Genomic DNA, 11,864 nt, shown 5'->3' with positions numbered 1-11,864 from the left:
ACACGACACGGCGGAGTGACGTGAGGGAGAGTCGTCGCGGCCCGCTCAAGAGTGCGGTACCGTCCAACATCGTGAGCCCTGTACGTCGCTGTTCGCGCACCGCGTGCGGCCGCCCTGCCGTCGCGACACTGACGTACGTCTACGCGGACTCGACCGCAGTCCTCGGCCCGCTCGCCACCTATGCCGAGCCCCACTGTTACGACCTGTGCGCCGAGCACTCGGATCGGCTGACCGCCCCACGCGGCTGGGAAGTCCTCCGGCTCGTCGACGGGTCGGCCCCCCCGCGCCCCAGCGGCGACGATCTCGAAGCACTGGCCAACGCCGTACGTGAGGCCGCCAGGCCGCACGACCGCGCCGCGGACGTCGGCGGCGGGACGCGCACCGCGGACCCGATGGAGGTCGCACGCCGCGGGCATCTGCGGGTCCTGCGCTCTCCCGACTCCTGAGGCCCGTTTCTGACGTCACGTCCTGCGGGTAGCTTGGGGGGTCCTAACCGGACTTCAGGAGGGTTGGCCGTGGCTGCTGATCTGTCGCAGATCGTCAAGGCGTACGACGTGCGCGGAGTGGTCCCCGACCAGTGGGACGAGTCGCTGGCCGAGCTGTTCGGAGCCGCCTTCGCGCAGGTGACGAATGCCGACGCGATTGTCACCGGGCACGACATGCGGCCCTCGTCGCCGGGGCTCTCGCGGGCGTTCGCGCGCGGGGCGGCGGCGCGCGGGGTGGACGTGACGGAGATCGGGCTCTGCTCGACCGACCAGCTGTACTTCGCGTCCGGGCAACTCGGTCTGCCGGGCGCGATGTTCACGGCCTCGCACAACCCCGCGCAGTACAACGGCATCAAGATGTGCCGGGCGGGAGCGGCTCCGGTGGGCCAGGACACGGGTCTCGCGGAGATCCGCGCGCTGGTGGAGGAGTGGTCGGCGAACGCTCCGCAGACGCCCCCCGCCACCAGGACCGGAACCATCACCCGGCGTGACACGCTGACGGACTACGCGGCCCATCTCCTCTCCCTGGTCGACCTGGCCTCGATGCGCCCCCTGAAGGTCGTGGTCGACGCGGGCAACGGCATGGGCGGCCACACGGTCCCCACGGTCTTCGCCTCCCTGCCCCTCACGGTCGTCCCCCTCTACTTCGAGCTGGACGGCACGTTCCCGAACCACGAGGCCAACCCGCTCGACCCGAAGAACATCGTCGACCTCCAGGCGAAGGTCCGCGAGACCGGCGCCGACCTCGGCCTGGCCTTCGACGGCGACGCGGACCGCTGCTTCGTCGTCGACGAGCGCGGCGAGGGCATCTCCCCGTCCGCGATCACGGCGCTGGTCGCCGCGCGCGAGCTGGCGCGCAACGGCGGCAAGGGCACGGTCATCCACAACCTGATCACGTCGTGGTCCGTCCCGGAGGTCGTCAAGGAGAACGGCGGCACCCCGGTCCGTACCCGTGTCGGCCACTCCTTCATCAAGGAGGAGATGGCCCGTACCGGCGCGATCTTCGGCGGCGAGCACTCGGCGCACTACTACTTCCGGGACTTCTGGAACGCGGACACCGGCATGCTGGCCGCCCTCCACGTCCTCGCGGCCCTCGGCGGCCAGGAGGGCACCCTGTCCGACCTGGTCGCGCAGTACGACCGCTACGCGAGCTCCGGCGAGATCAACTCGACGGTGGACGACCAGGCGGGCCGGCTGGCGGCGGTCAGGGCGGCGTACACCGGCCGCGACGGAATCACCATCGACGAACTCGACGGCCTGACGGTCACCGCCGCCGACTGGTGGTTCAACCTCCGCCCCTCCAACACGGAGCCCCTGCTGCGGCTGAACGTGGAGGCGAGGGACGAGTCCACCATGGTGGAAACCCGGGACGAGGCCCTGGCCCTGATCCGCGCCTAGCCTTCCGGCCCCGGCACGGCGGCACCGTGCGCGTACCTTCTCCGCCGGGCTCCACGGGGCCCGGCGGAGGGGTACCGCACCCGCGCCCCCTCCACCCGCGCCCCCTCCACCCGCGCCCCTCCACCCGCGCCCCTCCGCACCGCCCGTCCGGCAGCGAGGAACCGGGGAACACCGCCACGTCCACGCCGATCGCCCCGCCAGACCGCGCCGCCCCCGCCCCGGCGGTAGGCTGACCTGGCCCGATCCGTACCCCTGCCCGCATGTTTGAAGGGACCCGCCCCATGCCGCTCGAAGCCGGCCTTCTGGAGATCCTCGCCTGCCCCGCCTGCCACGCGCCCCTCGACGACGCGTCCGCCGCGGACACCCCCGAGCTGATCTGCACCAGCAAGGACTGCGGTCTGGCCTACCCCGTACGAGACGGCATCCCGGTCCTCCTCGTCGACGAGGCCCGCCGCCCCGCCTGACGCCCAGCCCGCCCGACACCCGCCCCGCCTGACGCCCCACCCACCACCTCGCGCAGGGCCACAAGCCACGCGCCCGGCGATCGGAGGCCCGCACCATGCTCGACGAGTCGTTGCTGGACGACCCGGAGTCCCTGGCCCGTGCCGACCACCGCGGCCTGCTCCGCGGCGCCGCGGAGGCGGGCGCACGCGTACGCACCGCCGCACGGCACGCCACCGAGGCCGGCCTCGCGGAGATCAAGCCGGAGGGCCGCCCCCGCGCCGTACTGATCGCGGGCCCGGGCACCGCCGCGAACGGCGTGGCCGACCTGCTGGCCACCCTCGCCGGCGCCTCCTGCCCGGTCGCCCGGCTGCACCCCACCGGAGTCGCCCCCGCCGCCGGCGCCCTGCGCTGGGCGCTCCCGGGCTGGGCGGGCTCCGTCGACCTCCTCCTCCTCGTCACCCCGGACGGCGCCGAACCCGGCCTCGCGCTCCTCGCCGAGCAGGCGTACCGCCGCGGCTGCACGGTCGTCGCCGTGGCCCCGCAGCGCTCCCCGCTGAGCGAGTCCGTCGGCGGCGTGCACGGCATGGTCGTACCGATGGCGACGGCGCCCTACGAGGAGTACGACGAGGGCGACGCCACCGGCCCCGGCGCGCTCTGGGCACTCCTCACCCCCCTCCTCGTCCTCTTCGACCGCCTCGGCCTGGTCACCGCGCCCCCGGACACCCTCCGGCTCGTCGCCGACCGCCTCGACCGCACCGCGGAACGCTGCGGCCCGGCCATCGCGACGTACGGCAACCCGGCCAAGACCCTCGCGTCCGAGCTCGCGGACTCGCTGCCGCTCATCTGGACGGAGGGCGCGTGCGCCGGCCCCGCAGGCCGCCGGTTCTCCTCCGTGCTCGCCGAGCTGGCCGGCCGCCCCGCCCTCGCCGCCGAGCTTCCGGAGGCCCTGCCCGCCCACGGCGTACTGCTCGCGGGGACCTTCGCCGCGGGCGCCGACCCCGAAGACTTCTTCCGCGACCGTGTCGACGAAGCACAGGCGCTGCACGCACGCGTGGTGCTCCTCCGGGACCGCCCCGCCGGCGGAATCTCCGCGGCCCCGGCCGCCCGCGAGCTCGCGCTCAGCCACGACACGGCCGTCAGCGAGATCGAACCGGAGGAGGGCAGCGAGCTGGAGAACCTCGCCGAACTGCTCGCCATCACGGATTTCGCCGCCGTTTACCTGGCGCTCGCTTCCGCAGGGTGATCATGAGGGCCAGCACCTGACCTGCACCACCTGCCGCCGCCACCGAGGCCGGCCGGTACCAGAGCCACCACACCCAGGGAAAGCCCCATGGACCGCCTCTCGAACACCGTGCGCCCCTACGCCTGGGGCTCCACGACCGCCATCCCGGACCTGCTCGGCACCGCCCCCACCGGCGAGCCCCAGGCCGAGATGTGGATGGGCGCCCACCCCGGAGCACCCTCCCGCGTCGACCGCGGCACGGGCGAACAGCCCCTCTCGGCGGTCGTCGAAGCCGCCCCCGAAGCCGAACTGGGCGAGGCCGCGGTGCGGAAGTTCGGCCCCCGCCTCCCCTTCCTCCTCAAGATCCTCGCGGCCGGCGCCCCCCTCTCCCTCCAGGTCCACCCGAACCTGGCCCAGGCCAAGGAGGGCTACGCCGCCGAGGAGGCCCGGGGCGTCCCCCTCGACGCCCCGCACCGCAACTACAAGGACGCCAACCACAAGCCCGAACTGATCTGCGCTCTCACCCCCTTCGAGGGCCTCTGCGGCTTCCGCGCCCCCGCCGAGTCGGCCGACACGCTCGCCGCGCTCGAAGTCGACTCCCTCAAGCCGTACGTCGACCTCCTCCACGCCCACCCCGAGGAGGCCGCGCTCCGCGAGGTGCTCACCGCCGTACTGACCGCGGACCGCGCCGAGATGGCCGGGACCGTCACGGCGGCCGCGGCCGCCGCCGAGCGCCTGGGCGGCGCGTACGCCCCGTACGCCGGCCTCGCGCACCACTACCCGGGCGACCCGGGCGTCATCGCCGCCATGCTGCTCAACTACGTACGGCTGCAGCCCGGCGAGGCCCTCTTCCTCGGCGCCGGCGTCCCGCACGCGTACCTCAGCGGCCTCGGCGTCGAGATCATGGCGAACTCGGACAACGTCCTGCGCTGCGGCCTGACCCCCAAGCACGTGGACGTCCCCGAACTCCTGCGCGTCGTCCGCTTCGAGGCCGGCGACCCGGGCGTCCTGCGCCCCGAGGCGTCGTCCCCCGACGGCGAAGAGCTGTACGACACCCCGATCGACGAATTCCGCCTCTCGCGCCACGTCCTGGCCGAGGGCGCGGCGCCGCGCACCCTCCCGTCCGCCACCCCGCAGATCCTGCTCTGCACGGCCGGCAGGGTCAGCGCCGGCGAACTCACCCTCGCACCGGGAGAGTCGGCCTTCGTACCGGCAGGCGAATCGACCCGATTGTCCGGTACGGGCACACTCTTCCGTGCCACGGTCGTCGCCTGACGTACCGTCCGCGCAGGCTTCCGCGGCAAGCTGCAACAATGACCGGCCGTACGGCGGCGCCAGGGCCGCAGCACCAAGGAAGGGACATCCGGCACCCATGAGTGCGTCAGGCGGAACCAAGGCGATCGTGGCGGCACTCGCCGCCAACCTCGCGATCGCAGTAGCCAAGTTCGTGGCGTTCCTCTTCAGTGGCTCGTCCTCGATGCTCGCGGAGAGCGTGCACTCGCTCGCCGACTCGGGCAACCAGGGCCTGCTGCTGCTCGGAGGCAAGAAAGCTCAGCGCGAGGCGACCCCCCAGCACCCCTTCGGCTACGGACGCGAGCGTTACATCTACGCCTTCCTGGTCTCCATCGTGCTGTTCTCCGTCGGTGGCATGTTCGCCATCTACGAGGGCTACGAGAAGATCAAGCACCCGCACGAGATCGAGGCCTGGTACTGGCCGGTCGGCGTCCTCGTGTTCGCGATCATCGCGGAGTCCTTCTCCTTCCGCACGGCGATCGTCGAGTCCAACCAGACGCGCGGCAACCTGTCCTGGAAGAACTTCATCCGCCGCGCCAAGGCCCCCGAGCTGCCGGTCGTCCTCCTGGAGGACCTCGGCGCGCTGGTCGGCCTCATCCTGGCGCTCGTCGGCGTCAGCCTGGCCCTCGTCACGGGCGAGGGCGTCTGGGACGGCATCGGCACCCTCTGCATCGGCGTCCTGCTGATCGTCATCGCGATCATCCTGGCGGCCGAGACCAAGTCCCTCCTCCTCGGCGAGTCGGCCGGCACGGAGGACGTGGAGAAGATCAAGACCGCTCTCGTCGACGGTGAGACGGTCACCCGCGTCATCCACATGCGTACGCTCCACCTCGGCCCCGAGGAACTGCTGGTCGCCGCCAAGATCGCGGTCCAGCACGACGACACGGCCGCCGAGATCGCCCACGCGATCGACGCGGCGGAGAGCCGCATCCGCGAGGCGGTCCCGATCGCCCGCGTGATCTACCTGGAGCCGGACATCTACAGCGAGACGGCGGCAGCGGCGGGCAAGAACCCGGCGAGCACACCGGGCGGCCCGGCCGGTCACTGACCTCCGTACGCCCCACAGGCCTCACGCGCCTCACGAAGAAGGCCCCCGCCGTTCACCGGCGGGGGCCTTCTCGCTGCCCGCGTCAGCTTCTCCGCCGTCATGGACGTGTGGGCGATACCGGTGGGGCAGGCGGTGACCGCGAGCAGCTTCGGCTTCTTCTGTCCGCTCATGCCCCCGGTTCTCATGTCTCCGCTCCCCGGGTGACCTGCAGGTCTCGCCACGTGGATCTCCTCGTTGGCTGCGCGCATGGTCCCGGTGAACAGGCGCCGTGCCACACACAAACACCCCGATCAAAAGCCCAAAAAATCTGGTATCGGCCGACCTGTCTCCCTGTCTCCCGCCCACAGCCCTGACCAGGGCGGCTGGGGTTCACTGGGCCGATCGGTGTAGATTCGTGACCTAGCCAGACGTCGCTGCTGATGGCGGTCGGGCGGTCCCGTGGACCGGCCGAGGGAGAGAGGGCCTCCGACGGACTGCGCTGCGAGCGCCCGGGCACTCGTATGCCCGCCGCCGCAGAGTCAGCCGTACCCACCTCGAACCAACCCACGAGGAGCAGCCCGCATGACGACTGTCGCCACCGGCCAGGACTTCAAGGTCGCCGACCTCTCCCTCGCCGCCTTCGGCCGCAAGGAGATCACTCTCGCCGAGCACGAGATGCCCGGCCTGATGTCGATCCGCGAGGAGTACGCCGCCGCTCAGCCGCTCGCCGGCGCCCGCATCACCGGCTCGCTGCACATGACCGTGCAGACCGCCGTCCTCATCGAGACGCTGGTCGCCCTCGGCGCCGACGTCCGCTGGGCCTCCTGCAACATCTTCTCCACCCAGGACCACGCCGCCGCCGCCATCGCGGTCGGGCCGAACGGCACCCCGGACGCCCCCGCCGGTGTCCCGGTCTTCGCCTGGAAGGGCGAGACCCTGGAGGAGTACTGGTGGTGCACGGAGCAGGCTCTGACCTGGCCGAACACGCCCACTGGCGGCCCGAACATGATCCTCGACGACGGTGGTGACGCCACCCTCCTCGTCCACAAGGGCGTCGAGTTCGAGAAGGCCGGCGCCGCTCCGGACCCCTCCACCGCGGACAGCGAGGAGTACGCCCACATCCTCACGCTCCTCAACCGCACCCTCGGCGAGAGCCCGCAGAAGTGGACCCAGCTGGCCTCCGAGATCCGCGGCGTCACCGAGGAGACCACCACCGGCGTCCACCGTCTGTACGAGATGCACCGCGACGGCACCCTCCTCTTCCCGGCGATCAACGTGAACGACGCCGTGACGAAGTCGAAGTTCGACAACAAGTACGGCTGCCGCCACTCCCTCATCGACGGCATCAACCGCGCCACCGACGTCCTGATCGGCGGCAAGGTCGCCGTCGTCTGCGGCTACGGCGACGTGGGCAAGGGCTGCGCGGAGTCCCTGCGCGGCCAGGGCGCCCGCGTGATCATCACCGAGATCGACCCGATCTGCGCGCTCCAGGCGGCCATGGACGGCTACCAGGTCACGACGCTCGACGAGGTCGTCTCCATCGCCGACATCTTCGTCACCACGACGGGCAACAAGGACATCATCATGGCTGCGGACATGGCCAAGATGAAGCACCAGGCGATCGTCGGCAACATCGGTCACTTCGACAACGAGATCGACATGGCCGGCCTCGCCGCCATCCCCGGCATCGTCAAGGACGAGGTCAAGCCGCAGGTCCACACCTGGACGTTCCCCGACGGCAAGGTCATCATCGTCCTGTCCGAGGGCCGCCTGCTGAACCTGGGCAACGCGACCGGCCACCCCTCGTTCGTGATGTCCAACTCCTTCGCGGACCAGACCCTGGCCCAGATCGAGCTGTTCACCAAGCCCGAGGAGTACCCGACCGACGTCTACGTGCTGCCCAAGCACCTCGACGAGAAGGTCGCCCGCCTCCACCTCGACGCCCTCGGCGTCAAGCTCACGACCCTCCGCCCCGAGCAGGCCGCCTACATCGGCGTCGAGGTCGAGGGCCCGTTCAAGTCCGACCACTACCGCTACTGAGCACCACGCTCAACACACAGCAGTAGCTTTCAGGCAGGCCCCCGCACCCCCGTGCCGGGGGCCTGCCCCGTGTCGGACCCGAAGAACCGGACAGACCCATGCCCCGAGGCCGATATTCGCTCCACGACCCCCACGACCACACCCTCCTCGGCGAAGAACACTTCCACTGCGCGCCCGGCCCCTCCGGCTGGCGTTACGTCTCCCAGATCACCGCCCCCTCCGGCGACCACGCCGGCTCCGTCGACCTGGCCATCGACGAACTCGGCCGCCCCATCCGCCTCGAACTGCACGCCGCGAGCTGGCAGATCCGCGGCGCGGCCATCGACGGCGTCACCTGGGTCCGCACCGACCCGACCGGCACTCACGCCACCGAAGGCAACGTCCCCGCCCATGCCTTCACCGGTACATCCCCCGCTTTCCTCGTCGCCACCACCCGCCTCCTGCGCCTCACCCCCGGCTCCCCCGCCGCCCGCGTCCGTCTCGTCGCCTTCACGGACCCGGTCCTGGCCCCCCGCACGATCGACCAGTCCTGGGCCCTGCTCAGGAGTGAAGCGCACGCCACTGACAACGGCCCCCTGATGGTGGACGAGTACCAGGTCAACGCCCTGGACACCGGCGAGCAGCACCAGATCCACATCGCGGGCGACGTGGTCCTCTCAGCCCCCGGCATCGAGCTGGAGCACCTGGAAACCCCACCTTCGGCCTTTCCCTGACCACCAGCACCCCGCCTCCCACGACTGCGAGCGCCGCCCCGCCCAGCGACTCCCAGCGCAATGATCTTCGGGGTGGCCGGTCCACTCCGGGACTGTTGGTCCGGGAGCCGGAGCGCCGCACTCGGTATCCGGCCCGGTGGGGTGGCCAGGGCACCCTGCCCGCACTGCACACCGGCATCCTCAGGATCCGCCGCGCGAGCGCCCTGGACTCCTCCCGGGCAACGGCGGACGGCTCCCGCATCCGATCCGGGCAGCGCCCCTTGATCACCGACCCCACCGACATCCCGTATCCCACTCGCCACCACGCCGACCGGCGGCAACCGCAACGACGTCACCCAGCTTCTCCCGCCACTCCGGGCGGCACCGCCTGTCACAGCCGGCCCGCTGAGCCCTCGCCTTCCCGCAACAGCCATTCCCTGACCGTCGGAACACGGTCCAGGAGCCGGCCGACCCGCCTGCCTTCTTCGCGCGAGGTCACCCTCGGCAGTGGGACGAAGGCATCGGGAAGCATGCCCGGCAGGCTCATCACGCGCTCTCCCGAGCGCAGTGTGAGCAGCAGACCGCACCGCAGCCGACGCGGAATGTCCGGACGGTGGGACAGGCTGTTCCACCGGGCCGGCCACAGGCAGTGGCTTCCCTCGGGCGCCGCATTCGCCCCCACCCACGCCGGGTCCGACCGCTGGCTGAGGCTGAGCTCGCACGCCCGCTCCTCCAGCATGAGCAGCGAGGCCGTACCGATGCCCTTCACCTCACGCTGCCCGCCGGCACCCCACAACGAGGAGCCAACCCCCATCGAGGGGAGCCCTAAGCGGGCGGCGCAAACCCAGTGCCAGTGCCAGTACTGGCACTGGACAACGGCGCCTCCGCCCGTCCCGCCCCAGCGCCCGGCCCGGCATCCGGCGCAGCCACCCGCACAGCATCCGCCACCGCGCTTGCCCCGCCCTCCGGCGCGACCACACCGGGGGCACCCGTCCCCGTCAGCACCCGACGCGCTTCCCGAGCCTGCCGCTCGTTCATCACGGCCGCGAGGTAAGCGGCCGGCGGCACATCCCGAGGCGCCGGCGCCCCCGTACGCACCGCAAGATCCCCGGCCAGCCGCTCAGCCATGGACGAGCTGACCTGTGGATCCAACTGCCCCATCCGCGTCAGGTACTGCCGCACCGCAAGCCACAGCCCGTCCGGCACCCCGGACAGGTCCAGCCCGGCGAACCGCCCCACGAGCCACGGCGGCGGAGGCGGCACCACACCCACCCGCCCCGCAGACACCCGTTCCCGTACGACGAGAGTCCCGGCGAAAACATCCCCGATCCGCCGACCCCGCGCGGACACGAGCGAAGCAATACACGCAACGACCCCAAAGGTCATCAGGATCTCCACGACCCCCACCGCCCCCCGGACCAGCGCATGCCGGAACCGGACCGGCCCCCCGTCGTCCCGCACCACCCGCAGCCCGCAGGCCATCTTCCCCAGCGACCGCCCATGGGTGAGCGTCTCCACCGCTATCGGGGCCCCGACCAGCACCAGCAGAAAAGACGCCACCGCGATCGCCATACCGGCCGCCTCGTCGAGCGAGGCAGTGGCTATCGCCAGTCCCACGGACACACTCAGGTAAACCGTCCACACCACTGCCATGTCGATCGCCAGGGCAAGAGCCCGGCTCGGCAGCCTCGCCGGCCGCAACCCCAGTACAACCGCGTCGCCCGTAACAAGCTCACTCACCGGAAACCCACCCTCCGCCACCCACGGCCGCCGCCCTTCCCTGCCCCTCGAATCCCCAGTCTGCCAAGCTGGCCCGCAGAGCGCGCCGCGCAGTACGGACCGTACGGACCCAGGGCCTGGAGCAGCAGCCGATCATGGACCTCGACGTCTTCGTCACCGCCCACCACGCAGAGTGGGACCGACTGGACCATCTCCTGCGCCGCGGCCGCCGCCTCACCGGCGCCGAGGCCGACGAACTGGTCGCCCTCTACCAGCGCACGGCCACCCACCTCTCACTGATCCAGTCCAGCGCCCCGGACCCCGCCCTCACCGCCCGTCTCACCCAGCTCGTGGCCCGCGCCCGCGCCACCGTGACCGGCACCCGCCGCGCATCCTGGCGCGACGCGACCCGCTTCCTGACCGCCGGCTTCCCCGCCGCGATCTACCGCACCCGCCACTGGTGGGTCCCCACAGCCGTACTCTCCATCGCCGTGGCAGCCGTGATCGGCTGGTGGATCGGCACGTACCCCGAGGTCCAGTCAGCCATCGCGGCCCCCGCGGAACTCCGCGAAATGACCCGCCCCGGCGGCCAGTACGAGACCTACTACTCCAGCAACCCCGCAGCATCCTTCGCGGCCCAGGTCTGGACGAACAACGCCCAGGCAGCAGCCATGTGCCTGGTCCTGGGCGCCTTCCTCTGCTTCCCGGTGCTCTGGATCCTCTTCCTCAACATGCTGAACCTCGGTGTCGGCATCGGCCTGATGTCCTCGGCCGGCCGCCTCGACGTCTTCCTGGGCCTGGTCATCCCGCACGGCCTGCTCGAACTCACCGCAGTCTTCGTAGCCGCCGGTACGGGCCTGCGCCTCGGCTGGACCCTCATCGACCCGGGCCCCCGCCCCCGCCGTGCGGCCCTGGCCCAAGAAGGCCGAGCGGCCCTGGGCATGGCTCTCGGCCTGGCCCTGGTCCTCTTCGTCTCCGGCCTGATCGAAGGCTTCGTCACACCGTCGGGCATGCCCACCTGGGCCCGCATCACCATCGGCATCGCCGCCGAGCTGGCATTCCTCGCGTACGTCTACATCCTGGGCGGCCGAGCAGCCCGAGCAGGCGACCAGGGTGACGTCGAACCGGCCGACCGCAGCGCGGAACTCCCGACCGCCGCGTGATGTGCGTACGACCTGTCTGACCTGCTAGTGTCCTGTCTGCCCCACAAGGACTGTTGACACGGTCGGCGTGAGGAGGTAGATTTTAACAGTTGCATCGAGTTGGACATACTCACTGGCAACCGTTAAAGTTTATGCGGCTCCTCAGGGAATCAACTCCCGAGAGTCAATTCGATTCTTATCCGAATCAGGAAGCCGATTAGCTCGGCGGAAATGCTTCTGATAAAGTCGGAACCGCCGGAAAGGGAAACGCGAAAGCGAAGAACCGGAAGGCGCCGAGGAAGTCGGACCGGAAAGGGTCTGATAGAGTCGGGAACACGAAATGCCGAACGAAAGCCCGGAGGAAAGCCCGCGAGGGTGAGTACGAAGGAAGCGTCCGTTCCT

At 71.0% G+C, this 11,864-nt stretch carries 11 protein-coding genes and 1 pseudogene; 9 read left to right on the top strand and 3 right to left on the bottom strand.

What is annotated here, in order from left to right:
- Positions 1-71: 71 nt before the first annotated feature.
- The 6 genes from ACWD0Y_RS10180 (at position 72) to ACWD0Y_RS10155 (ending at position 5,890) form a co-directional block, all read left to right on the top strand.
- Positions 72-446 carry a DUF3499 domain-containing protein gene (locus ACWD0Y_RS10180; protein WP_218058195.1) on the top strand — a complete coding sequence of 125 codons (375 nt, stop codon included), beginning with the start codon at positions 72-74 and terminating at the stop codon, positions 444-446.
- 69 nt (positions 447-515) lie between these two features.
- Complete coding sequence (locus ACWD0Y_RS10175; RefSeq protein ID WP_450259920.1) at positions 516-1,883, top strand: phosphomannomutase/phosphoglucomutase; 1,368 nt, start codon at positions 516-518, stop codon at positions 1,881-1,883.
- Positions 1,884-2,164: 281 nt separating this feature from the next.
- Positions 2,165-2,347: a Trm112 family protein gene (locus ACWD0Y_RS10170; protein WP_093800582.1), complete on the top strand. Its 183-nt coding sequence runs from the start codon at positions 2,165-2,167 to the stop codon at positions 2,345-2,347.
- Positions 2,348-2,442: 95 nt separating this feature from the next.
- Entirely contained in the window at positions 2,443-3,570 is a 1,128-nt protein-coding gene (locus ACWD0Y_RS10165; RefSeq protein WP_450259919.1) for an SIS domain-containing protein, read from the top strand.
- A gap of 87 nt (positions 3,571-3,657) precedes the next feature.
- A complete protein-coding gene (gene manA / locus ACWD0Y_RS10160) occupies positions 3,658-4,824 on the top strand; it encodes a mannose-6-phosphate isomerase, class I (protein WP_450259918.1) in 1,167 nt (388 codons plus the stop codon).
- A 97-nt stretch (positions 4,825-4,921) separates the two neighbouring features.
- Positions 4,922-5,890: a cation diffusion facilitator family transporter gene (locus ACWD0Y_RS10155; RefSeq protein WP_450259917.1), complete on the top strand. Its 969-nt coding sequence runs from the start codon at positions 4,922-4,924 to the stop codon at positions 5,888-5,890.
- A 71-nt stretch (positions 5,891-5,961) separates the two neighbouring features.
- Here ACWD0Y_RS10155 and ACWD0Y_RS10150 read toward each other — a convergent pair.
- A pseudogene (locus ACWD0Y_RS10150) lies at positions 5,962-6,111 on the bottom strand (hypothetical protein); the annotation flags it as partial.
- Between the two features lie 340 nt (positions 6,112-6,451).
- Between ACWD0Y_RS10150 and ahcY the strand changes: the two are divergent.
- Together ahcY and ACWD0Y_RS10140 are read left to right on the top strand one after the other, a co-directional pair.
- Positions 6,452-7,909 (top strand): adenosylhomocysteinase, encoded by a 1,458-nt coding sequence (gene ahcY, locus ACWD0Y_RS10145; protein WP_450259916.1) that lies wholly within the window; start codon positions 6,452-6,454, stop codon positions 7,907-7,909.
- Between the two features lie 98 nt (positions 7,910-8,007).
- Positions 8,008-8,622, top strand: coding sequence for a hypothetical protein (locus ACWD0Y_RS10140; RefSeq protein ID WP_450259915.1), 615 nt, complete (start codon positions 8,008-8,010; stop codon positions 8,620-8,622).
- Between the two features lie 370 nt (positions 8,623-8,992).
- Here the strand turns inward: ACWD0Y_RS10140 and ACWD0Y_RS10135 are convergent, their stop codons facing one another.
- Both ACWD0Y_RS10135 and ACWD0Y_RS10130 read right to left on the bottom strand, forming a co-directional pair.
- Complete coding sequence (locus ACWD0Y_RS10135) at positions 8,993-9,415, bottom strand: hypothetical protein (RefSeq protein ID WP_450259914.1); 423 nt, start codon at positions 9,413-9,415, stop codon at positions 8,993-8,995.
- 11 nt (positions 9,416-9,426) lie between these two features.
- Positions 9,427-10,341: an RDD family protein gene (locus ACWD0Y_RS10130; RefSeq protein WP_450259913.1), complete on the bottom strand. Its 915-nt coding sequence runs from the start codon at positions 10,339-10,341 to the stop codon at positions 9,427-9,429.
- A 134-nt stretch (positions 10,342-10,475) separates the two neighbouring features.
- Between ACWD0Y_RS10130 and ACWD0Y_RS10125 the strand changes: the two genes are divergently transcribed.
- A complete protein-coding gene (locus ACWD0Y_RS10125; protein ID WP_450259912.1) occupies positions 10,476-11,483 on the top strand; it encodes a stage II sporulation protein M in 1,008 nt (335 codons plus the stop codon).
- Positions 11,484-11,864: the final 381 nt, after the last annotated feature.

It is taken from the genome of Streptomyces altiplanensis (assembly GCF_053591575.1).
Note: the sequence above shows the minus strand (reverse complement) of the source record. Positions and strands in the feature narration are given on the sequence as shown.

Excerpts from the sequence above, each read along its gene's own strand:
- ACWD0Y_RS10140 (WP_450259915.1), top strand. The coding sequence starts at position 8,008 with ATGCCCCGAGGCCGATATTCGCTCCACGACCCCCACGACCACACCCTC.
- ACWD0Y_RS10135 (WP_450259914.1), bottom strand. The coding sequence starts at position 9,415 with ATGGGGGTTGGCTCCTCGTTGTGGGGTGCCGGCGGGCAGCGTGAGGTG.
- ahcY (WP_450259916.1), top strand. The coding sequence starts at position 6,452 with ATGACGACTGTCGCCACCGGCCAGGACTTCAAGGTCGCCGACCTCTCC.
- manA (WP_450259918.1), top strand. The coding sequence starts at position 3,658 with ATGGACCGCCTCTCGAACACCGTGCGCCCCTACGCCTGGGGCTCCACG.
- ACWD0Y_RS10165 (WP_450259919.1), top strand. The coding sequence starts at position 2,443 with ATGCTCGACGAGTCGTTGCTGGACGACCCGGAGTCCCTGGCCCGTGCC.
- ACWD0Y_RS10170 (WP_093800582.1), top strand. The coding sequence starts at position 2,165 with ATGCCGCTCGAAGCCGGCCTTCTGGAGATCCTCGCCTGCCCCGCCTGC.
- ACWD0Y_RS10125 (WP_450259912.1), top strand. The coding sequence starts at position 10,476 with ATGGACCTCGACGTCTTCGTCACCGCCCACCACGCAGAGTGGGACCGA.
- ACWD0Y_RS10155 (WP_450259917.1), top strand. The coding sequence starts at position 4,922 with ATGAGTGCGTCAGGCGGAACCAAGGCGATCGTGGCGGCACTCGCCGCC.